The following is a 21841-nucleotide window of genomic DNA, read 5'->3' as shown; positions in this document are numbered from 1 at the left end:
AGGAGTCCTGCCCTATGAAATTCCCTGTTGAAACCATCCGCACATTCGGAGAAGCCGTGTCGGTCAAGGCCGGTATGTCTCCGGAAAACGCGAAAATCTTTATCGATAATATGATCAATGCCGACCTGCGCAATGTGCGCTCGCACGGTATCACCAAATTCCGCGGTTATCTATCCCGCGTCGAGCACGGCGTATCTGATATCAGGGCCGAGCCGACTATCGTCCGAACCGCACCCGCCGCACTTGCTGTAGACGGGAACAACGGCATGGGTACCACGATCGCCTGGAAAGCGATGGAAGCCTGTATCGAAACCGCCCGTGAAAACGGCGTAGCCTTCGCCACAATTAAAAATGCTTCCCACCACGGCTTCGGCGGTTACTATGTCATGCATGCCGCCGAGCAGGGTATGATCGCTTTTGAGGTTTGCAACTCGCCCAAACTGGTCGCCCCGTTCGGCGGCGCAAAGCCCCTGCTGGGCACAAACCCGATGTCGATCGCTATTCCCGCCGGCCGGCGCCCCATGCTGGTCTGCGACATGGCAACCAGTGTTGTGGCAAAAGGAAAAATCGCGCTGGCTATAAAGGAAGGCCGTTCGATCCCTGATACCTGGGCCTTGGATGCCGAGGGCCGCAAAACGACCGATCCCGTTGCGGCAAACACCGGCGTGCTTCTTCCTTTCGGGGGACCCAAGGGATATGCGCTTGCACTGATTATCGATGTGCTGTGCCACAGTCTTGCCGGTGCAAACGACAGCCAGCATATCCCGCGCGTATTTGAAAACCTGGAGGAACCTTCCAACATCGGCTATTGCATGTGCGTAATTGATATTAGCAAGTTCCTCCCACTCGCGGAGTTCCAGCAGAGCGTAGACGATCTGTTCGACAGTATCAAAGCCTGTCCGCCCGCCGAGGGTTCGACCGGCGTACTCATCCCTGGTGAAATCGAATATGCCGCAGCGCAAAAAAACAGGGAGGATGGTATCGAACTCTCCGAGCCAGTCCTAAAGGAGTTCCGCGAACTTTCTGAAAAATATCAGGTGGACTACCCATTTTAAGACCATATCACTTAACCTCTTTTTCAATATCGCGCGACAGCGCAAAGCAAAGGGTACCGCAAACGCGGTACCCTTTGCTTTGCGCTTTTAACCAATTCTATCTTACCTTTGATACGGAATCGTAACGCTACGAAAAGCAAAATTGAATTTTTATAGTTTATAGTGGAATAATTTCCTTACCACGGGAAATAAAAGCTTTTTCCCCCAGTCACGCTCTCATATATCCTGAAGCGCTTACCCTTTTCCGATGTTTCGATTGCTATTCTTCCTGTTTTCGTTCTTCCACGTTCTTTGTGACCACCACGTCGCTCTCCAGGCCGCAGACATGCCGGCACACCACCGTCCCCGCCTTAACGGGCGCCCGCAGCGTGATCTGCCTGATTTGCTCCATCACCGGAAAGATCATCTCCTTGGGGATAGGTGCGGTCAGTCTCACACTCGCAAGCGGCAGGACGCCATTTTCCACCAGAATCGAACTCGCAATCGTCCGCTTAGGAGCAGTCAACTCCTGCCGCACATACTGTTCCCCTTTCGGGCAGGTGTGTCCCACGACCGACAAAATTTTTCCATTGTCCCATTCAGCCTCGATCTCACAGCCGTTCGGGCAAATGATACAAGTATACTGTTTTTTCATTCCACTGACACCTCCAGCGCGCCTATCCGGCGCAGGTTTCCCGCTTTAACCGCAAGCTGGACCATCTCTGCGGGGATCGCCTTTTTCATACGTTTCGACACGACCTCACGCCCGTCCTGCCGCACGACCAGGCGGCAGTCCCGATAATGCCCTGTCACGCGCAGCGAAAGTGTGAAATCCGCCGTTCCACTCACCCGCTGCGGCACGGTATGTCCCACTCCACGGCCGGCTTCGACCGCCAGGTTGCAGGGTACGGGCGGAGTTCCCGCGACATACGCCGCCACGCTACGCGCCAGCGTCTCCGCTTCCAGCGACACAAAATCGACCAGGTCATGCACATGTAACACGTTACCCGCTGAAAAGATCCCCGGCACGCTGGTCTGCAGCGCTTCATCCACGGCTGCTCCGTTCGTGCGAGGATCTATTACAATACCCGCGCCCTCCAGAAGTTGATTCTCTGGGATCAATCCGACCGACAGAATTAGCGTATCGCATGTATACTCCTGTTCTGTGCCTGGGATCGGGCGTCTGTCCACGTCAACTTCAGCTACCGTGACACCGGTCAACCGCGTCCGGCCGTGGATCTCCGTGACTGTATGGCTGAGATACAGCGGGATGTCGTAATCGTCCAAGCATTGCACGATATTGCGCGGCAGGCCGCTCGGATGCGGCAGCAGCTCGAATACTGCCTGCACATGCGCACCTTCCAGCGTCAGTCGGCGCGCCATGATCATGCCAATATCACCTGAGCCAAGAATAACGACCTCCCTGCCCGGCATGCGGTTATACAGGTTCATGTACGCCTGTGCCGACCCTGCGGTGAACACGCCGGAAGGGCGCTCGCCTGGTATGCCAAGCGAGCCGCGACTACGCTCCTTGCACCCCATGGCAAGCACGACCGCTTTGGCCTCATATTGCCGAAGCCCGCTGCGTGTAGCCGCAGTAACCTTCCGGTCACATGTCAGCTCCAGTACGGCCGCTCCAGTCTCATACGGGATGCCGCGCGCCTGAACCTCGTCGATAAACGCCTGCGCGTATTCGGGTCCGGACAGGCTTTCCCCGAACCGCCCCAGTCCAAAGCCATCATGGATGCACTGCCGCAGAATACCGCCAAGTCTGTCCTCACGCTCCAGTATTACCATATCCCGCACGCCCTGCTTATGCAGCTCGACTGCCGCCGCTAATCCGGCGGGGCCGCCGCCTATGATTACAACCTCTTTCCGTTCCATTTATCACGCCTCCCCTCTCATATTGCCGGTCAGCACCCACGAGCCTTTCCGGCTGTAGCAGACCTCCTGCGGCCTGCAACCCAGCTCCTGCTCAATCATCTGCTCGATCTTCATTTGGCAGAAGCCGCCCTGACAGCCGCCCATCATGGCACGGGTGCGGTACTTGATACCCGTCATAGTTACAACGCCCAGCGGGTTGTGAATCGCTGCAAGGAGTTCGGCTTTGGTAACCCCCTCACAACCGCACACCAGTTCACCATAATCCTGATCGCTGGCGATCAGGCGCGCCTGCTCCGCAGGAGTGCAGTCCGCGAACCGGACGATTCCCTTTCGACAAGGGTTAAACGCCGGATTTTCCGCAAACGCCTCGCGCTCGCGCATCAGTTCAACGACATATTGTGCGATCGGCACGGATGCAGTCAGGCCGGGCGATTCGATCCCCACCAGGTTGACCGCTTGCGGCGCAATATCGTCCCTGATCTCGATTTTGTAGTCCTGTACCGTACCGTTCTCATCCACCAGCTTAGGCTGGATGCCGGCGAACGTGCGAATCTGATCCTTTTTGTGGATATGCGGCCACAGCACCGTACCACTGGCGGCCAGCTCCTCTATATTCTTCTGTGGGACAGTGTAGTCATCAAGCTTATCCGTATTCTCGGCATCTGGCCCAACCGTAACGTTCCCGTCCACTGTCGGCGTCACATGGATTCCCATGTAGACGTTATTCGGTACCGGATAAACCGGCATAGGCAGCAGTCTCCCCATCCGCTTATGCAGGATAATATAATTGCTGCGCGAACCAACCACGCGGTAACCCGTAATTCCCAGCATATCGGATATCCGTTTGCAGCCCAGCCCCGCAGCATTGACCACCCAACGTGTCCGGAAATCTCCCTTACCGGTCTGCAGGACATAGACGTCTGTTTCTCTGTGGATGCCGGTCACCTCGTGATCGAAAAAGTAGGATACCCCGTTAGCATGAGCGTTTTCCGCCAGCGCAATCGTATACAAAAACGGGTCCATGATACCACTGTTTTTCGACCACATTGCAAATTTTCCCACAACCGCCGGCACCAGCTCATGCAGACGCGCCTCGTCTACCAGTTCCAGTCCGTCCATACCGTTTATCGCACCTTGCTCCATCGTGCGCTGGAGCTGTTCCATATCCGCCGGTGTATTACCGACCAGCACCTTGCCACACCGCTTAAAAGGAAAATCCAGTTCTGCCGCCAGCTTATCCATCATCTTATTTCCTGATACGCAGAAGCGCGCCTTCAGGCTCCCGACCGGATTGGCGAAGCCGCCGTGTACCACAGCGGAATTGCGTCCGCTCGTCTCATTGCATACATCCAGATTTTTTTCCAGTACCGCTATACGCAGCCGGTATCGGGAAAGCTCCCTCGCAATCGCACTCCCGACAACGCCTGCGCCAATCACAATTACATCATATTGCTCTTGCATAGTATTCGCCTCACACACAACGAATGTTATATATTTCATTGATCAAAATATATAACATTCGTTTTCATTTGTCAAGCACTTATTGAAAAAAAATAAAGCCACCGTATCCGGTGGGAAACACTCCGGCACAGCGGCTTCTGTCTCATCTATTTTCAACCTTAAAATATTTAGGGAATGCCGCGCGGATGGCTGCGATATTCTCCGTATAGCGGTTCATGTGCTGGTCCGCTATCATGCGAGCATGTGCTTCATCACGCGCTTCCACGGCTCGTATCAGATTTTCGTGATCCTGTAGGATCATCTGCGCCGGCCGGCAGCGGAAGCTGAGGATAGTAGTCCTGTCAAAATGCGGCGCAATGCTTTCTACCAGTTCATACCAGTGTCTCCGTCCACACAGATGGTAGAGCATACTGTGAAACTGCTTGTCCAGCAGGAATATCTTATCCTCCTGCTTCCGCTTGATATAAAGCTGCCACAGTGCGATATTTTCCCACAGCCGGTCAATATCCTGTGCGGAAAGCAGACGGCATGCCATCCCTGCAATCTCTGCCTCAAGTACACTGCGCAGGTGCCGCACTTCCTCAACCAACTCCGCGTCGATATAAGCGACATAGGTACCGATTTTCGGGCGGATATCGATCAGCTTACGCTGTGCCAGCTCCAGCTCCGCTTCGCGGAACGGCGTGCGGCTGACGCCCAGCTTTTCGCACAGCTCCTGCTCGATCAGTTTTTCCCCCGGCTCCAGTCCTGTGTTGACGATATTGTCCACCAATACGCGAACGACATATTCCTTTGCCGACTCGCGCTCCTTCCTCTCTGGTATCGTTATCACCTTGTCTTGCTCCCCCTCCAGATCAATGATATTCTGCTTTTTATTATACGACAGTTCATCAGCCCGCGTCAATTTGCCATCCAGTCAGCTTTGTCTGTTCGGCAACAATTTCATGCTTCCCGCATCCCGCCGGCATGGTTTTTAGTAAAGAAATTTTTTCCAGTTTCTTTTTCGCTGATTTAACGCTTGCAACCTTTCCCCGCATTGGATATAATGAAAGCAACTTATTTTACTAAAAACAGGGGATCGAGATGTCAACGCTTAAAGAATTAGCTGAATACACCGGTTTTTCCATCACAACCATCTCCCGTGTGCTCAATAACGACCCGACCATGAGCGTCAGCGACGCCACCCGCGCCAAGATCCTGGAGGCCGCGGGCAAGCTGCATTACCGCTCCTCCACCCGCCCGCGCCGGATCCGGACGGGCGCGCCCTCCTCGCTGCGCATCGCCATCGCGGAGATGCTCTCTCCGGCGGAGCAGTTGGTGGATCCTTATTACCTCTATCTCAAAAACTACGCAGAGCAGCGCTGCTGCGACTGCGGCTATTCGGTCATCCACCTGTCCGAGCAGGCCGGTGCCTATCGCGCGCCCGTCCCCACCTCGTTTGACGGCCTGTTGGCCATCGGCATTTTTTCCGAGGCGCAGATACAAAACCTGTCCGCCCTGTCGTCCAACCTTGTGTTCCTGGATTCCGCACCGGATGAGCTGAAGTTCCCCTCGGTCGTGCTGAATTTCCAGTTAGGGGTGGAGCAGGCGCTCGATTACCTGCTCGCACGTGGCCACCGGTATATCGGCTTCCTGGGTCCGGACCGCAAGCTCGATCAGAAGAAACGTCCCGCGCCCGAGGTGCGCCGCCAGTTTTTCATCGATTATATGACGCGCAAGGGTCTGTTCGACCCCGCATTCCTGTTTGAAGCGAAAATGACTTCCTCGGACGCCCGCGCCGCGTTGTCCGCCCGCATTCAGTCCGGCGGCGCTTTGCCGACCGCCCTGCTGGCCGCCAACGAGGAAGCCGCAATCGGCGCGTGCGCCGCGCTGCGGGAAAACGACCTGCACGTTCCGCGCGATATGTCCATCATCAGCTTTAACGACACCCCGCTCTCCACCCTCACCGACCCGCCGCTCACCAGCGTCAGCACCCATGTCGCCGCCATGAGCGCCACGGCGGTCGACCTGCTTGCACGCAGCCGCCGCGATGCGGACGCACTGCCTGTAAAAATCGTTGTCCCCCCCTCGCTGATCGAGCGGGAAAGCGTATACGCCCCCATTCGCTGATCCCAGGCGGCCGGTCTACCAGACCGGCCGCTTTTTTACCCAAAACGTCCCCTGGATTTTTGTTCATATTTTTAGTAAAACAATACTTGAAGTTTTACTAAAAATTGAGTATGCTTAAATCACCAGGATATCATCCTGAAATTGCGATCAAAAAGGAGATGAGCCGTATGGAAGAGCAATCGATCCTTCTTCAGGCGATCGACAGCGGCGCGCTCGACGCCCGTCTGTCCGATGTCTGCGGCTGCGGCGCCGAGGGACTTGCACACAAACGCGCCCGCCTGTCCGGCCTGTTGCACAATTACGGCGCTGCTTTCGGCAAAGAGGGACGGGTCGGTCTGTTTTCCGGCCCGGGCCGCACCGAGCTGGGCGGCAACCACACCGACCACCAGCACGGCTGCGTGCTGGCCGCTGCAATCGATCTGGACGCGCTCGCCTGCGCCGGCCCCAACGGCAGCATGACCGCGCGCATCCGCTCGACGGGCTATCCCGACATTGACATTGACCTGACCATGCTCGCGCCACAGCCTGCGGAAGCGGGTACCTCGGCCGCGCTGGTACGCGGAATCGCCAGCCGCTTCATTTTCCTCGGGTATCCGGTGCGCGGCTTCAACGCCTGCATCGATTCCGTTGTTCTCGGCGGCTCGGGCCTGTCCTCCTCGGCGGCGTATGAAGTGCTGATCGGCGTGATCCTCAACCATCTGTTCTGCGGGGACGCGGTCAGCCTGGTCCAGATTGCGCAAATCGGCCAGTATGCGGAAAACACGTTTTTCGGCAAGCCCTGCGGCCTGATGGACCAGCTCGCCAGCGCGGTCGGCGGCATTGTGTCCATCGATTTCCAGAACCCCGCGTCGCCTGCGGTCCGCAAGCTGGATTACGACCTGCTCTCTTCCGGCCATGCGCTCTGCATCATTGATTCCGGCGCGGACCACGCGGACCTGACCGACGAATACGCCGCAATCCCCGCGGAGATGGGCGCGGCCGCCGCATGCTTCGGCAAGTCCGTGCTGCGCGACGTGGACTACCATGAATTCTGGAACAACCTCGCCCTTGTCCGCCGACAGGCCGGTGACCGCGCTGCGCTGCGCGCCATGCACTTCTTTATGGATAACCTGACCGCCGTCAAGCAGGCGCAGGCGCTCGAAAGCGACGATTTCTTCCGCTTCCTCTCCCTTGTGAACCAATCCGGCATCTCCTCCGGCCTGCTGCTGCAGAACCTCTACTGCACGGCCCGTCCGCAGGAGCAGGCAGTATGCGTCACCATCGCGCTCGCCAAGCAGCTTCTCGCTGGGGAGGGCGCGGCCCGCGTCCACGGGGGCGGCTTTGCCGGTACCGTGCAGGCCTTTGTGCCGAACGGCAGGAAGGAGCAGTTCCGCGCCGGCATGGAGGCTGTGCTGGGGAAGGGCTGCTGCCACTTCCTGCACATCCGTCCGGAGGGCGGCGCCGTGATTGCGTAACGGCGTCCGGAGCGTTCCCCATATCTAACTTACTGGGAGGGTATTTTATGTCTATTCTTGTTCTGGGCGGCGCGGGCTATATCGGCTCGCACACCGCGCGCGCGCTGGTTGAGGCCGGACGCGAAGTGGTTGTCGCGGATAACCTGGAAACCGGCTTCCGCGCCGCGGTTCCCGCGGGCGCGCGCTTTTACGAGGGCGATATCCGCGACCGCGCCTTTGTCGACCGCCTGTTTGAAAACGAGCGGATCGAGGGCGTGATCCACTTCGCCGCCAATTCCCAGGTCGGCGAAAGCATGGCAAAGCCGCTCAAGTATTACGACAACAACCTGTGCGGCACCAAAACGCTGCTCGAAAGCATGGTCGCCCACGGCGTGCTCACTATCGTCTTTTCTTCCACCGCCGCGACCTACGGTGAACCCGAACGCGTTCCGATCCTGGAAAACGACCGCACCGAGCCGACCAACTGCTACGGCGAGACCAAGCTCTCGATGGAAAAAATGATGAAATGGGTTTCGGCCGCGCATGGCCTGCGCTTTGTCGCGCTGCGCTATTTCAACGCCTGCGGCGCGCAGCCGGACGCTTCGATCGGCGAAGCGCACAATCCGGAAACCCATCTCCTTCCGCTCATCCTGCAGGTGCCGAACGGCCAGCGCGAGGCCATCTCTATCTTCGGCGACGATTACCCCACGCCGGACGGAACCTGCATCCGCGACTATATCCACGTCTGTGATCTCGCACAGGCGCACATCCTTGCGCTCGACTATCTGCTTGCGGGACGGGAAAACAACGTGTTCAATCTGGGCAACGGCGTCGGCTTTTCGGTCAGGGAGGTCATCGAGGAGGCTCGCCGTGTGACCGGCCACCCAATCCCCGCGCGGGTGGAGGCTCGCCGCGCGGGCGACCCCGCCCAGTTGATCGCCTCGAGCGAAAAAGCCAAGGCCGTGCTCGGCTGGAAGCCGCAGTACAACGACCTGCATACCATCATCCAGACCGCGTGGGATTGGCACAAGGCCCACCCGCATGGCTACGGAGCGTAAGGAGGCGCGGCTATGATCGATAACGCAGTGGCGCAGCTCGTCCGCTATGCCGAGCAAACCGGCCTGATAGCGCCTGAGGACCATGTCTGGGCGGTTAACAGCCTGCTGGAAATGCTGCGGCTGGACAGCTATACGGAACCCGCCCTCTCCGACACGCCCATCGACCTGCCCGCCGTGCTGGACGCGCTGCTGGACGACGCGCACGCCCGCGGCGTGCTGGAAAACAACTCCATCGTCTACCGCGACCTGTTCGACACCGCGCTGATGGGCCGCCTGACCCCGCCGCCGCGCGAGGTCGCCGCGCGCTTCCGCGCGCTGTATGACGAAAGCCCGTCCCGCGCGACCGACTGGTATTACCAGTTCAGCCAAGACACCAATTATATCCGGCGCGACCGCATCGCAAAGGATATGCAATGGAAAGCGCCCACCGAATATGGCGAGCTGGATATCACGATCAACCTGTCCAAGCCGGAGAAAGACCCCAAGGCCATCGCCGCCGCGCGCGACCTGCCCGCCTCGGCCTATCCTAAATGTCAGCTATGTGCGGAAAACGAGGGCTATGCGGGCCGCGTCAATCACCCCGCGCGGCAGAACCACCGGATCATCCCTATCACGATCGACGGCCAGCCGTGGTTCCTGCAGTATTCCCCCTATGTGTATTATAACGAGCACTGCATCTGCCTGAACGCAGCGCATACGCCCATGAAGATCGACCACGCCTGTTTCCGCAAGCTACTCGACTTTGTCGGCCAGTTCCCGCACTATTTTGTCGGCTCGAACGCCGACCTGCCCATCGTGGGCGGGTCGATCCTCGCGCACGACCACTTTCAGGGCGGGCGCTATGAATTCGCCATGGCCAAGGCGCCGGTCGAGACCGCGCTGGCTTTCCCCGGCTTTGCCGATATCCGCGCTGGTATCGTCAAGTGGCCGATGTCGGTCATCCGTCTGACGGGTGGCGACCCCGCGCGCCTTGCCGCGCTGGCCGACCGTATTCTGGCCGCGTGGCGCGGCTACACGGACAAGGACACGATGATCCTTGCCGAGACCGAGGGCGTGCCACACAACACGATCACCCCGATCGCGCGGCGGCGCGGCGCGGATTATGAGCTGGACCTGGTACTGCGCAACAACCTGACCACCGCGGAGCATCCGCTCGGCCTGTACCACCCTCACGCCGAGCTGCACCACATCAAAAAGGAAAATATCGGCCTGATCGAAGTGATGGGCCTCGCCGTGCTGCCCGCACGGCTCAAAACCGAGCTGACGGCGCTGGGCGAAGCGCTCGCGGCGGGCCGTGACCTGCGCGCCGACCCGCTGACCGCGTCCCACGCGGACTGGGCGGAGGGCTTCGCCCCGCGCTATACCATCACCGCGGACAACGCCATGCAGATTATCCAAAAGGAAGTCGGCCTCGTGTTTGCAACCGTGCTGGAGCACGCGGGCGTGTACAAGCGTACCGCCGAGGGACGGGCCGCGTTCCTGCGGTTCGCGGAAAGTGTGAAGTGACATGGATATCCGCTGCACCCCATTCGGAACCACCCATGACGGGCGGCCGGTCGAGCGCTATACGCTGACGGACGGCGCGTTCTCGGCCGCTGTCCTGACGCTCGGCGGCGTCCTGCAGTCGCTCATCGTGCCTGACCGGAACGGCGTCCCGACCGACGTAGTCCTTGGCTTCGACACGGCCGCGGACTACCAGGCGCAGGACTGCTACATCGGCGCGCTGCTCGGCCGCTGCGCCAACCGCATCGCGGAGGGGCGCGTCACCCTTGGCGGCAGGCAGTACCAGCTCGCCTGCAACGACAGCGGCGTCAACCATCTGCACGGCGGCACGGCCGGCTTCGACCGGCGCATCTGGCGCGCCTCCGTCCTGTCGGACGGCCTGCTGCTGCGCTATGACAGCCCCGCTGGAGAGGAAAACTATCCCGGCCGGCTGCGCGCAAGCGTCGCGTATCGTCTGTCCGGCGGCACGCTGTCTATCGCATATACGGCGGAAAGCGACGCGGATACCCTCTGCAATTTGTCGAACCACAGCTATTTCAACCTGGGCGGGCATGCCTCCGGCGAAGTGGGCGCACAGACCGTTTGCGTCCACGCGGAGCGCTTCACCCCGCTCGGCGGGACCGGCGCGCCCACGGGCGAGATCGCTCCGGTCGCCGGCACGGCGCTCGACCTGCGTCAGCCCGCCCCGCTCGGCGCGGGCTGGGACAGCGCCTGCCCGCAGATCGCGCGCGCGGGCGGCTACGACCACAATTATATCATCGATGGCACGGGACTGCGGCCGTTTGCCGAGGCATACTGCCCCGCGACCGGCATCGCGCTCTCCGTGCGTTCCGATATGCCCGGCATGCAGCTTTATTCGGGCAATTACCTGCGCGCGGACCTACCCGTTGGGAAAGGCGGCGTGCGGTACGGCCGGCGTCATGGCTTCTGCCTGGAAACCCAGTTCTGGCCGAACGCGCCCGCCCTGCCGCATTTCCCGCAGCCCGTCCTCCGCGCGGGCGGGGAATACCGGCGCCTCACGCAATTCTGCTTTTCTTCCCATTGTTAACGCCCTCTGCGGAAAACCGCCGGAAACAGGCTAACGCTTGCTTTCGGCGGTTTTCTATAGACAAGCGGCCGCAAACCCGCTAAACTAAAAGCAACCCGATTTACAAAAAAAGGAGGCCCTGCCATGTATACTGTGATCGTCGCGGACGACGAGCCCGAGCTGCGCCGCTCGCTGGTCGAGCGCACCCCCTGGGCCGAATGCGGCTTTACCGTGGTCGGCGAAGCGGAAAACGGCATGGAGGCGCTTGAGCTGGTCGAAAAGCTCGAGCCCGACCTGCTGCTGACCGATATCCGCATGCCGTTCCTGTCCGGCATCGCGCTGGCGCGCGCGGTGCGCGAGATCCGGCCCGCCATGCACATCGCCTTTCTCAGCGGGTATGACGATTTCACCTACGCGCAGCAGGCCATCCAGTATAATATCATCAGCTACATGCTCAAGCCGATCACGCTCGAGGAGCTGAAAAAAGAGCTTTGCGTCATTAGAGAAAAGATTTCCCTGCGCTATCAGGAGATTGCGCAGGGCCGCGCCGGACAGCCGCGGCCGGCCGATTTTCTGATGCCGCTGTTTTTCGGCGCCAACCCGCCGCTGGCAGACGCCGCGCTCGAGCAATACCTGCACGGGCAGGCTGTGGAGTGCGGCCTGCTCACCGCACAGGATATCCCGCCCGGCTACGTTGTGCTTGTCACAGCGATCGCCGGACGGGACGGCACGCCGCTCACCTCGCGCGCGCATGTTCATGCGGTCGAGCTGGTGCTGCAAAAATACCTTCACAGCGCCTCCTGCTTTATTGGCGGCCGCATCGTCTCGCTTGTGATGGCAAGCGAATTCGATTTGAATAAATACCTGCATATCGCGGTCAGCGAAATCGTGCAGTCGATCGAACGCGTGATGCAGGCGCGCTGCACGGTCGGCGTCAGCCGCACGGTCGGTGCGCTGTCAGATTGCCATACGGCTTACCGCGAGGCGATCGGCGTGCTTGCCTATCCCGCTGGGCTGGGGGACGGCAGCTCCCGTTTTGTCGATGACCTGGAGGCGCGCGGCTCCATCCGCTCGGATTTTACGGACGCGGCGGCCAGGCTGGAAAGCGTTGTCAAAAGCGGCAGCCGCGCGCAGCTCACCGCGTATCTGGACAATCTGTTCGACAGCCTGCTTTCCGCCCGCCGCTCCGCGCTGGAAACCGACCTGATGATGATCCAGCTCCTTAGTGCGCTTTGCCGGGCCGCGGGCGCGATCGTGGACCCGTCCACGGTGGACGAACTTTGGCGCGCTTCCCCGCTCGCCGGCCTCTCGCTCTCCTACCGCTCCTTTGACGAGCTGCGCGCGAAAATGACCGACTTCTGCCTGCAGGTCAACGACGCGATCTCCCAGCAGTGTCGGGAAAGCGGCAAGCTGCTGTGCGACCAGGCGCTGGGCATGATCCGCGCCCAGTATGGGGACGAAACGCTTTCCCTCGCCTCGATCAGCGAGGCGCTGCATATCAGCCCGAACTACCTGTCCGCGCTGATCCGCAAAAACACCGGCGAAACCTTTGTCAACCTGCTCACCGCCCAGCGTCTGGACGCGGCGAAGGAGCTTCTGCAATGCACCTCGCTCAAGGTCATGGAAATCGCCGCGCGCTGCGGCTATGCGGACCAGCACTATTTCAGCTATTGCTTCAAAAAGCGGTTCGACATCTCGCCGCTCGCCCTGCGGCGGCAGAACGCGGAGGATGGCGCATGAAACAGCAGCCGCTTTCCCTGTCCAGCCTGATGGTGCTGCTGGTCAGCGGCGTGGCCGCCATCACCGTGCTGATTTCCACCTTGGTGTATACGACGCTGTACGCGAACGCGCTCCGCTCCAACGCAGCCGCAAGCTCGGAGCAGTCGGTCGCACAGGCGGCGGGTGCGATATCCGATTACACCTCGGATGCCAGCACCCTGATCCGCCGCATCACCGGCGAGCTGCAAAGCGAGGCGGACGACCTGACGCTTGCGGAAACCTTCAGCACCATGGTGCAGATGCGCGACGACCTGACCAGCATCGGCGTTTACACCAGCTCCGGCCGGCTGCTTTCCTGCTGGACCTCGGGCCGCACGCGCAAGCCGCAGGCCGGTTCGCTCGACCTTACCGGCGTCGAGCCCGACCCCTCCGGCCTGTACTATACCCCTCCGCATGTACAGAACCTGTATGCGGATTATTATCCCTGGGTGGTCACCATCGCCCGTCCCGCCGCGCTCGACCGCTACGGCGGGGAGGTTTTTGTGTCCATGGACCTGCAGTTTTCCTCCATCGCCGCTTATATGGACGCGGTCGGCATCGGCCAGCACGGCTACAGTTTTATCATCGACAGCGACGGCCGCCTGGTCTACCATCCGCAGCAGCAGCTCATCTATTCCGGCCTCAAAACCGAGGATACCGCGCCGCTCGCGGCGCTGGGCGACGGGGTGCATGCGGATCAGGATCTCATTCGGGTCATCAAATCCCTGCCGCAGGGCGGCTGGCGCATTGTGGGCGTCAGCTATCTGGACGAGCTGGTCCGCCAGCCGCAGCAGACCGCGCTGCAAATGCTCCTGTTCGCCGTTCCCATCGCCCTGTTCATCCTGCTCGGCGTGGCGCTTCTGATCGCGCGGCTGGTTTCGCGCCCCATCCTGCGCCTGGTAGGGGAGATGCGCGATTTTGAAACCGCCGCGCCCGACTTTGTCTATACGCCGGTCAGCGGCACACGGGAGATCTGCGTGCTGTCCGATTCCTTTGAGCATATGGTCGGCCGCATCCAGAAGCTCGTGGACGAGGTGAAGAGCGAGGAGGAAACGTTGCGCAAAACCGAGCTCAAAGCCCTGCAGGCGCAGATCAACCCGCACTTCCTGTATAACACGCTGGACTCTATCCAGTGGATGTGCGAGCTTGGCCGCACACAGGACGCAGTCAAAATGGTCAGCGCGCTCGCCCGCCTGTTCCGCATCAGCACCTCCCGCGGCGAGGACCTGATCCCCATCCGCAAGGAACTGGAGCATGCGGAATGCTATCTGATTATCCAGAAATTCCGCTATAAGGACCAGTTCTCCTACCGCTTCGACGTGGACGAGTCGCTTCTTGACTGCCTGTGCAGCAAGATTACGCTACAGCCCATCTTGGAAAACGCGATCCTGCACGGCTTCGGCGAATTTGTCGAGGATGGGGAGATCACCGTTTCCGTCCGGCCGGACGGGACGGATATCCTGATGACCGTAACCGACAACGGCGTGGGCATGGAGCAGAGCCAGTGCAGGGCGATCCTGTCACATGACCGCAGCGGCCCGGGCGGCATCGGCATCAAAAACGTCAGCGACCGCATCCGCATCTACTTCGGCGCGCCCTACGGCCTGTCCATCCAGAGCGAGCCCGATCAGGGAACGCGCGTCATCATCCGCCTGCCGCAGTCTGGGGGGAATGCGCATGAAAATCCGTAATTTGATCGGCGCTGCCGGCGCGCTGCTGTTCCTGCTGGCCGGCTGTTCCATCCCGTCCGGCAGCGTGCAGACGCAGAAGCCCTATGTCGCCGTAATCACCAAATCCACCAGCTCGGCCTTTTGGAAATCCGTCCAGTCCGGCGTGAAGGCCGCCGCCAGCGAATATAATCTGGACTACACGTTTGAGGGGCCAGCGAACGAGGAAGCTTGGGAGGATCAGAATGTGCTGATCCAAAATGCGATCGATAACGGCGCACAGGCCATCGTGATCTCCGCGATCGACTACACGGCGCCCGCCGAGCTGATCGACCAGGCGGCCGACCAGGGCGTCCATATCATTATCATCGATTCGGATATCCAGACCGACCGCGCCGCTATCCGCATCGGGACGGACAATTACAGGGCGGGCGAGGCGGCGGCGCGCGCGCTGTTCGACGGCGGCGGGGACAAGCTGTATATCGGCATTGTCGGCTTCGATATCCACAGTGAAAACGGCCAGAAGCGGGAGCAGGGCTTTGAGGCCGCTGCCGCGCGGGAAAGCCGTGCGCATATTGTGGAAAAGATCAACTGCTCCTCGCAGAGCGAAACCGTGCAGGCAGAAACACGCAGCCTGCTGCTCCGCCATCCGGAGATCAACGCGATCGTGACCTTCAACGAGCTAACCACCCTCGGCGTCGGACACGCCATCGAGGAGCTTGGCCTGCAGGACACGGTGCGCGTCGTAGGGTTTGACAATAATGTGGTTTCGGTCGGCATGCTCGAAACCGGCGAGATCGACGTGTTGATCGTCCAAAACCCGTTTGCCATGGGATATTTGGGCCTGGAAGCCGCTTTCCGGCTGATTAACGGCCAGCAGCCGGACGCCGATCACATCGATACTGAGGTGCGCGCCATCGGCCGCGAGGATATGTATACCGAACAAAATCAGAAATTCCTATTTAGCTTCACACAAAATCAATGATTTGAATTGTATATTTTAACCAACGGATGTCGATTTTTTCGACATCCTTTTTCTTTTTTTAGTAAAAATTCAAACTTTATCAGTAAAGAATTCTATTTTATTTGCGCTGTTTTACTACTATAATGAAAGCACAACGAAAGGCAATCTGCCGAAGAGAAGAAAAGAGAGTCCTGAAGGAGGTAACCTACCATGAACATGAAGAGATTCTGGGCGGCCGGTCTGGCGGCAACGATGGCACTGTCCCTTACCGCGTGCGGCAGCGGCGACAACAACGCTTCCGACAACGGCGGCGGCGGGGACGCGGCTTCCAACGACCTGAACGTAGGCGTTCTGTATTATAACTACGCGGACACCTATATCGCTTCCGTCCGCGCCGCTCTGTCCGAAAAGCTGGATGCCGCGGGCATCGAGCACAACGACCAGGACGGCAACAACAACCAGACCACACAGACCGAGCAGGTGCAGACCGTTCTCACCGCCGGCGCGGAAATGCTGGTCGTCAACCTGGTCAACACGTCCTCGGATGACGCCGCGAACGGCATTATTGATAAGGGCAAGGAAAGCAACCTGCCTGTCCTGTTCTTCAACCGCGAGGTTTCCGACGCTGTAATCAGCGGTTATGACAAGGCCGCGTTTGTCGGCACGGACGCACCCGAAGCCGGCCACCTGCAGGGCCAGATGATCGGCGAATACCTGCTGGAAAACTATGACGCATATGACCTCAACGGTGACGGCAAGATCTCCTATATCCTGTTCAAGGGCGAGCAGGGCAACGCCGAGGCGGAATACCGCACCCAGTACGCGGTGGAAGACGCCAACGCCCTTCTGACCGAGGCCGGCAAGCCGGAGCTTGAGTTCTACGATCCGAACAACTCCGACAAGTACCTGGTCGACCGCAACGGCTCCTGGTCCGCCGCAGCCGCGCAGGAATACATGACCACCGCCCTTTCCACCAACAATGACAGCAACAACAACATGATCGAGCTTGTTATCTGCAACAATGACTCCATGGCGGAGGGCGCGATCACCGCGCTCAACACCATCGGCTACAATCAGGACGGCGGAGATAAGACCATCCCCGTGTTCGGCGTTGACGCGACCGACGCGGCAAAGTCTCTGATCTCCAAGGGCCAGATGGCCGGCTCCATCAAGCAGGATGCCGACGGTATGGCGCAGTGCATCACCGATATCATCTCCAACGTCGCAGCCGGCAAGGACATGATGGACGGTATTGCCGACAAGTACACGGTTGACGACAGCGTTAACAAGATCCGCATCCCCTATCAGATCTACCTCGGCGAATAAGCCTTTCCGCTAACGCTGCACTTCATGCAACCAACGGCCGCTACCGCGCACAAGCGGCGGCGGCCGTCTTTTCATCCAAAACAAAGGGGAGGAGCAATCCATATGGCAAACGACGTCCTGCTGCAAATGACTGATATCTGTAAGCAGTTTCCCGGCGTCAAGGCGCTGGACGGCGTATCACTGACCGTGCGGCGCGGCACGGTCCACGCGCTGATGGGCGAAAACGGCGCCGGAAAATCAACGCTCATGAAATGCCTGTTCGGCATTTATGAAAAAAACAGCGGCACCATTGAACTGGAGGGCAAGGAGGTCAACTTCAAAACCTCTAAGGAAGCGCTGGAAAACGGCGTCGCAATGGTGCATCAGGAGCTGAACCAGGCTCTCAAACGGACGGTTATGGAAAACCTGTGGCTCGGCCGGTATCCGTTAAAATTCGCAAACTGCATCGACGAAAAGAAAATGTACAAGGACTCGCTGGCGCTGTTTGAAAAGCTCGGCGTACACGTCAACCCCCGCACGGTGATGAGCACCATGCCAGTTTCCCAGCGCCAGATGGTCGAGATCGCCAAGGCGGTCTCCTACGACGCAAAGGTCATCGTTTTTGACGAACCGACGTCTTCTTTGACAGAAACCGAGGTCGAGCACCTGTTCCGCATCATCAACATGCTGCGCGACCAGGGCTGCGGCATCATCTATATTTCGCACAAGATGGAGGAGATCCTCCGCATCTCGGACGACGTTACCATCATGCGCGACGGCCAGTGGATCGCCACCGAGCCGGCCAGCCAGCTGACGATGGAAAAGATCATCAAGCTCATGGTCGGCCGCGAGCTGACCAACCGCTTCCCGCCCAAGACCAATACCCCCGGCGAGGTCGCGCTAGAGGTCGAGGGCCTTACCGCGATGTATTCTCACGTCTGCGACGTCTCCTTCCGCCTGCGCAAGGGCGAGATCCTCGGCATTGCCGGCCTGGACGGGTCCGGCCGTACCGAGGTTCTGGAAAACATCTTCGGCATCGCCACCCGTAAATCCGGCACCCTCCGCTTGGACGGGCGAGAGGTACATAACCGCCGCGCGACCGAAAGCATCAAAAACGGCTTCGCGCTGCTGACCGAGGAACGCCGTGCGACCGGTATTTTCGGCATCCTGAACATCCGTGAAAACACCGTCATTTCCAGCCTGAAGAAATATTTGAAGGGCGGCCTTCTCAGCGAAAAGGAAATGAAAAAGGATACCGACTGGGCCATCCAGGCCATGCGTATCAAGACCCCGACGCAGGAAACCAAAATCCGCTCACTCTCCGGCGGCAACCAGCAAAAGGTCATCCTCGGCCGCTGGCTGCTGACCGATCCGGAGGTCCTGTTGCTGGACGAACCTACCCGCGGCATCGACGTCGGCGCAAAATACGAGATCTACCAGCTGATCATCGACTTGGCCTGCCGCGGCAAGGCGGTCATCATGGTGTCCTCGGAAATGCCCGAGCTGCTCGGCGTGTGCGACCGCATCCTGGTCATGTCGGGAGGCCGGCTGGCCGGCGAGGTGGACGCTGCCAACACCTCGCAGGAAGAGATCATGACACTGGCCGCCAAGTATGCTTAAGGGGAGGAAAAGAGCATGAACATCCGTTTTATCGATAATATGAAGCGCAAGTACGCCGATTACAAGGCGATGAGCGCTTCCGAAAAGCGCAATTACTGGAAAGAATGGCTGATCAGCTATTCCCTGTACATCTTTCTGATTATTGCGATCATCGGCATCGCCATCTATAAGCCGTCCTTTATCGCGCCGCGCTCCCTGATCAATATGCTTTCGCTGACCGCGGCCAACCTGCCGATCGCGCTCGGCATCGCGGGTACGATCGTATTGACCGGCACCGACCTGTCCGCCGGCCGCGTCGTCGGCCTGACGGCCTGTATGTCCGCCGCGCTGCTGCAGGCGGCGGATTATCCGAGCAAGATGTTCCCCGGCATCCCGCAGTTCCATCCCGCAATCATGATCGCGGGTACGCTGGTCATCGTAATGATTGTCGGCGCCGTGATCGGCCTGGTCAACGGCTTCTCGGTCGCGAAGTTCGGCCTGCATCCGTTTATCGTCACCCTGGCGACCCAGTTAATCACCTACGGCGTCCTGCTCCTGTTCACCAATATGAACGGCAACAGCGGCGCGCCGATCTCCGGCCTGTCCGAGCCGTTCAAGCAGTTCGTCAACGGTTCGGTTGTCAAGATCGGCAAGGATCAGATCCCGATTCCGAACTTCGTCTGGTATGCGCTGGTCCTGACCGTTGTGATGTGGTTCATCTGGAACAAGACCTGCTTCGGCAAAAACATGTTCGCCTGCGGCTCCAATCCAGAAGCGGCCAACGTATCCGGCGTCAACGTGGCTAAAAACACCATGATGGTATTTATCCTCGCGGGCATCATGTACTCGATCACCGGCTTTATCGAAGCCGCGCGTATCGGCTCGAACAGCCCGTCCACCGGCCAGAACTATGAATTGGACGCAATCGCGGCCTGCGTTATCGGCGGCGTGTCCTTTGTCGGCGGCATCGGTTCGATCGGCGGTATCATCGTCGGCGTGCTGCTGCTCCGCATCATCTTTGTCGGCCTGACCGTGCTTTCGGTCAGCGCGAACTGGCAGTATATCATCAAGGGCCTGATTATCCTGATCGCCTGCGCGATCGACATGCGCAAGTACCTGGCTCGTAAATAAACCGCATAAACTAAAGAGAGGGGCTGCCCGGCAGCCCCTCTCTTTATTGCTATTCCTCAGCGCAGGAAGCCCTCGACAATCTTGGCCTCAGCCTCCTCCTCCGTCAGCCCCAGGGTACACAGCTTGAGGATCTGCTCCCCTGCGATCTTGCCGATCGCGGCCTCATGGATCAGCGCCGCGTCCGCATGGTTCGCGCCCAGCTCCGGCGCAGCGTTCACCGTGCCGTTCCCGATAATAATGGCGTCGCACTCGCTGTGTCCGGTGCAGCGGCAGTTGCCGCGTATCAGGGAGCGGAACGCCTGATGCGACTGCCCCTTGGCGACCGAGCGTGAAATCAGGTCGCAGCCGCAATCATTCCCGTTCAGCTCCACGACGAAATCGGTTTCCGCGCGCTGCTCCCCATCCGTGAGGATGCGTTCCCGCACGCGCAGCTTTGCGCCCGCCGCCAATACGGCTTTCATGGTCCGGCGGGTGGAATCCACGCCGCCGATCTGGGTGGTTTCCATTTCCATCGTGCTTCCCTCAGCCTGCTCCACCTCGGTGACCGGATCGATGACCCGCGCCCCTGTTCCGCCGCCCGTGCCGATGTGCTTTTCCAGGTACCGCACCCGCGCGCCCTTTTTCAGAAAAAAGCGGTGGACGCCGTTGTGCCGCGCCTCGCCCTCGCCATCCGAATGGACGCCGCAGCCCGCCACGATGGTCACGTCCGCATCCTCCCCAATATAAAAATCATTGTACACCAAGTCGTTTTCCGCGCTGTGCGTCACGCATGCCGGAATATACACCTGCTCCCCCCTGGTGCCGGGCGCCACGGTGATATCGATGCCCGGCTTATCGGTTTTGGAGGTGATCCGGATATGCGCAGTCGACTGACGGCCCGCGCACTGTCCGTCCTCGCGGATATTATAGGCCGCGTTCCTGGGTACGCCCGTCCAGTTCGATACGGCCGCGAGCAGCTTTTCCGTAATCCGGTTCATCAGGCGCCCCCCCTTTCCAGCGGGCAGGGGCGTCCCTGCGTCTGTCCGTCAAACAGACGGGGTAGCATCTCCTCCCTGCTTCCCTGCGCGGACACCCTGCCGCCCGAAATAATCACAATTTCGTCCGCGATCTCCAGAATACGCCGCTGATGCGAAATAACGAGGATTGAGCCGTCCACCTCGCTGCGCAGCTTGCGGAACACATCGATCAGATTGTTGAAGCTCCACAGGTCGATGCCCGCCTCCGGCTCGTCGAACACCGAGAGACGCGCGCGGCGCGCGAGTACGGTCGCAATCTCGATGCGCTTGATCTCACCGCCGGACAGGCTTCCGCTCACCTCGCGGTCGATATACTCCCTGGCGCACAGACCCACCTGGGATAAGCTGTCGCACAGCGCGTCCTCATCCATGGCCTCCCCCACCGCAAGCTCCATCAGGTCACGCACGGTCAATCCCTTGAAACGCACCGGCTGCTGGAAAGCATAGGCGATCCCGTTCCGCGCCCGCTCGGTCACGCTCATGCGGTTGATGATGCGGCCATCGAGCAGGAGTTTCCCACTGTCCGGCTGCTCAATGCCAGCAATAATCTTAGCAAGGCTGGTCTTGCCGCCGCCGTTCGGTCCGGTCACAACCACGCATTTCCCGTCTGGCACGGTCAGGCTCACGCTGTCCAGAATCTCCTTCTCCGGCACGCGCCAGCAAATATCTTTTAGTACCAACATTTTATGGCTCCGTCCTTTCAACGTCCAATGCTGTGTTCTGTATGGGTTTCTCTAACCTATACCAATTTTATCACTTTTCCGCGCGGTGTCAACAACCGCAGCGGCATTGGCGGAAAGAATTACCGCTGCGCGGCTGCAGCCGAATTGACAAGAAACAGGCTTTGCAGTACAATACATTCAGTACCGCTGTTGCATGCGCAGCCGTCCGA

The 21841-nt window shown here is 59.6% G+C and carries 18 protein-coding genes; 12 read left to right on the top strand and 6 right to left on the bottom strand.

Annotated elements, in window-relative coordinates; all coding sequences use genetic code 11:
• The first annotated feature begins 14 nt into the window (after positions 1-14).
• Positions 15-1055: an Ldh family oxidoreductase gene (locus tag OCV66_RS02120; RefSeq protein ID WP_107631565.1), complete on the top strand. Its 1041-nt coding sequence runs from the start codon at positions 15-17 to the stop codon at positions 1053-1055.
• 259 nt (positions 1056-1314) lie between these two features.
• Here the strand turns inward: OCV66_RS02120 and OCV66_RS02115 are convergent, their stop codons facing one another.
• The 4 genes from OCV66_RS02115 to OCV66_RS02100 form a co-directional block, all read right to left on the bottom strand.
• The gene (locus OCV66_RS02115; RefSeq protein WP_107631564.1) at positions 1315-1689 is read right to left on the bottom strand and encodes a DUF1667 domain-containing protein; all 375 of its coding nucleotides are present in this window, start codon (positions 1687-1689) and stop codon (positions 1315-1317) included.
• Positions 1686-2918: an NAD(P)/FAD-dependent oxidoreductase gene (locus OCV66_RS02110; protein ID WP_054327829.1), complete on the bottom strand. Its 1233-nt coding sequence runs from the start codon at positions 2916-2918 to the stop codon at positions 1686-1688. The genes OCV66_RS02115 and OCV66_RS02110 overlap by 4 nt, the downstream gene beginning before the upstream one ends.
• A 3-nt stretch (positions 2919-2921) precedes the next feature.
• The gene (locus OCV66_RS02105; protein WP_107631563.1) at positions 2922-4379 is read right to left on the bottom strand and encodes an NAD(P)/FAD-dependent oxidoreductase; all 1458 of its coding nucleotides are present in this window, start codon (positions 4377-4379) and stop codon (positions 2922-2924) included.
• Between the two features lie 142 nt (positions 4380-4521).
• The gene (locus tag OCV66_RS02100; RefSeq protein ID WP_242977904.1) at positions 4522-5283 is read right to left on the bottom strand and encodes a GntR family transcriptional regulator; all 762 of its coding nucleotides are present in this window, start codon (positions 5281-5283) and stop codon (positions 4522-4524) included.
• A gap of 179 nt (positions 5284-5462) precedes the next feature.
• On the opposite strand from OCV66_RS02100, the gene OCV66_RS02095 reads away from it, so the two are divergent.
• From OCV66_RS02095 to OCV66_RS02045, 11 genes are all read left to right on the top strand, one after another.
• The gene (locus tag OCV66_RS02095) at positions 5463-6488 is read left to right on the top strand and encodes a LacI family DNA-binding transcriptional regulator (protein ID WP_054327828.1); all 1026 of its coding nucleotides are present in this window, start codon (positions 5463-5465) and stop codon (positions 6486-6488) included.
• A 167-nt stretch (positions 6489-6655) separates the two neighbouring features.
• Positions 6656-7942 carry a galactokinase gene (locus tag OCV66_RS02090; protein WP_054327827.1) on the top strand — a complete coding sequence of 429 codons (1287 nt, stop codon included), beginning with the start codon at positions 6656-6658 and terminating at the stop codon, positions 7940-7942.
• A gap of 47 nt (positions 7943-7989) precedes the next feature.
• On the top strand, positions 7990-8979 hold the full coding sequence (galE, locus tag OCV66_RS02085; RefSeq protein ID WP_147573719.1) for a UDP-glucose 4-epimerase GalE: 990 nt from the start codon (positions 7990-7992) through the stop codon (positions 8977-8979).
• A 12-nt stretch (positions 8980-8991) separates the two neighbouring features.
• On the top strand, positions 8992-10485 hold the full coding sequence (gene galT / locus OCV66_RS02080; RefSeq protein ID WP_054327825.1) for a UDP-glucose--hexose-1-phosphate uridylyltransferase: 1494 nt from the start codon (positions 8992-8994) through the stop codon (positions 10483-10485).
• 1 nt (position 10486) lies between these two features.
• Positions 10487-11530, top strand: a complete 1044-nt coding sequence (locus tag OCV66_RS02075) for an aldose epimerase family protein (protein WP_054327824.1) — start codon at positions 10487-10489, stop codon at positions 11528-11530.
• A 123-nt stretch (positions 11531-11653) separates the two neighbouring features.
• Positions 11654-13249: a response regulator gene (locus OCV66_RS02070; protein ID WP_054327823.1), complete on the top strand. Its 1596-nt coding sequence runs from the start codon at positions 11654-11656 to the stop codon at positions 13247-13249.
• Complete coding sequence (locus OCV66_RS02065) at positions 13246-14958, top strand: sensor histidine kinase (protein WP_054327822.1); 1713 nt, start codon at positions 13246-13248, stop codon at positions 14956-14958. The genes OCV66_RS02070 and OCV66_RS02065 overlap by 4 nt, the downstream gene beginning before the upstream one ends.
• The gene (locus tag OCV66_RS02060) at positions 14945-15919 is read left to right on the top strand and encodes a substrate-binding domain-containing protein (RefSeq protein ID WP_161804764.1); all 975 of its coding nucleotides are present in this window, start codon (positions 14945-14947) and stop codon (positions 15917-15919) included. Before OCV66_RS02065 ends, OCV66_RS02060 begins: the two co-directional genes overlap by 14 nt.
• A gap of 189 nt (positions 15920-16108) precedes the next feature.
• On the top strand, positions 16109-17224 hold the full coding sequence (locus OCV66_RS02055) for a galactose ABC transporter substrate-binding protein (RefSeq protein WP_307718892.1): 1116 nt from the start codon (positions 16109-16111) through the stop codon (positions 17222-17224).
• Positions 17225-17326: 102 nt separating this feature from the next.
• Positions 17327-18823, top strand: coding sequence for a sugar ABC transporter ATP-binding protein (locus OCV66_RS02050; protein ID WP_107631556.1), 1497 nt, complete (start codon positions 17327-17329; stop codon positions 18821-18823).
• Between the two features lie 15 nt (positions 18824-18838).
• Positions 18839-19933 (top strand): galactose/methyl galactoside ABC transporter permease MglC, encoded by a 1095-nt coding sequence (locus OCV66_RS02045; protein ID WP_054327820.1) that lies wholly within the window; start codon positions 18839-18841, stop codon positions 19931-19933.
• 56 nt (positions 19934-19989) lie between these two features.
• Here the strand turns inward: OCV66_RS02045 and OCV66_RS02040 are convergent, their stop codons facing one another.
• A complete protein-coding gene (locus OCV66_RS02040) occupies positions 19990-20910 on the bottom strand; it encodes a SufB/SufD family protein (RefSeq protein WP_107631555.1) in 921 nt (306 codons plus the stop codon).
• Positions 20910-21632: an ABC transporter ATP-binding protein gene (locus tag OCV66_RS02035; RefSeq protein ID WP_054327819.1), complete on the bottom strand. Its 723-nt coding sequence runs from the start codon at positions 21630-21632 to the stop codon at positions 20910-20912. The genes OCV66_RS02040 and OCV66_RS02035 overlap by 1 nt, the downstream gene beginning before the upstream one ends.
• Positions 21633-21841: the final 209 nt, after the last annotated feature.

The sequence above is a fragment of the Agathobaculum ammoniilyticum genome (assembly GCF_025567315.1).
Taxonomy (GTDB): Bacteria; Bacillota; Clostridia; order Oscillospirales; family Butyricicoccaceae; genus Agathobaculum; species Agathobaculum ammoniilyticum.
This window is presented reverse-complemented; position numbering and strand designations above follow the sequence as displayed.

Excerpts from the sequence above, each read along its gene's own strand:
- OCV66_RS02120 (WP_107631565.1), top strand. The coding sequence starts at position 15 with ATGAAATTCCCTGTTGAAACCATCCGCACATTCGGAGAAGCCGTGTCG.
- OCV66_RS02115 (WP_107631564.1), bottom strand. The coding sequence starts at position 1,689 with ATGAAAAAACAGTATACTTGTATCATTTGCCCGAACGGCTGTGAGATC.
- OCV66_RS02110 (WP_054327829.1), bottom strand. The coding sequence starts at position 2,918 with ATGGAACGGAAAGAGGTTGTAATCATAGGCGGCGGCCCCGCCGGATTA.
- OCV66_RS02105 (WP_107631563.1), bottom strand. The coding sequence starts at position 4,379 with ATGCAAGAGCAATATGATGTAATTGTGATTGGCGCAGGCGTTGTCGGG.
- OCV66_RS02095 (WP_054327828.1), top strand. The coding sequence starts at position 5,463 with ATGTCAACGCTTAAAGAATTAGCTGAATACACCGGTTTTTCCATCACA.
- OCV66_RS02090 (WP_054327827.1), top strand. The coding sequence starts at position 6,656 with ATGGAAGAGCAATCGATCCTTCTTCAGGCGATCGACAGCGGCGCGCTC.
- galE (WP_147573719.1), top strand. The coding sequence starts at position 7,990 with ATGTCTATTCTTGTTCTGGGCGGCGCGGGCTATATCGGCTCGCACACC.
- galT (WP_054327825.1), top strand. The coding sequence starts at position 8,992 with ATGATCGATAACGCAGTGGCGCAGCTCGTCCGCTATGCCGAGCAAACC.
- OCV66_RS02075 (WP_054327824.1), top strand. The coding sequence starts at position 10,487 with ATGGATATCCGCTGCACCCCATTCGGAACCACCCATGACGGGCGGCCG.
- OCV66_RS02070 (WP_054327823.1), top strand. The coding sequence starts at position 11,654 with ATGTATACTGTGATCGTCGCGGACGACGAGCCCGAGCTGCGCCGCTCG.
- OCV66_RS02065 (WP_054327822.1), top strand. The coding sequence starts at position 13,246 with ATGAAACAGCAGCCGCTTTCCCTGTCCAGCCTGATGGTGCTGCTGGTC.
- OCV66_RS02060 (WP_161804764.1), top strand. The coding sequence starts at position 14,945 with ATGAAAATCCGTAATTTGATCGGCGCTGCCGGCGCGCTGCTGTTCCTG.
- OCV66_RS02055 (WP_307718892.1), top strand. The coding sequence starts at position 16,109 with ATGAACATGAAGAGATTCTGGGCGGCCGGTCTGGCGGCAACGATGGCA.
- OCV66_RS02050 (WP_107631556.1), top strand. The coding sequence starts at position 17,327 with ATGGCAAACGACGTCCTGCTGCAAATGACTGATATCTGTAAGCAGTTT.
- OCV66_RS02045 (WP_054327820.1), top strand. The coding sequence starts at position 18,839 with ATGAACATCCGTTTTATCGATAATATGAAGCGCAAGTACGCCGATTAC.
- OCV66_RS02040 (WP_107631555.1), bottom strand. The coding sequence starts at position 20,910 with ATGAACCGGATTACGGAAAAGCTGCTCGCGGCCGTATCGAACTGGACG.
- OCV66_RS02035 (WP_054327819.1), bottom strand. The coding sequence starts at position 21,632 with ATGTTGGTACTAAAAGATATTTGCTGGCGCGTGCCGGAGAAGGAGATT.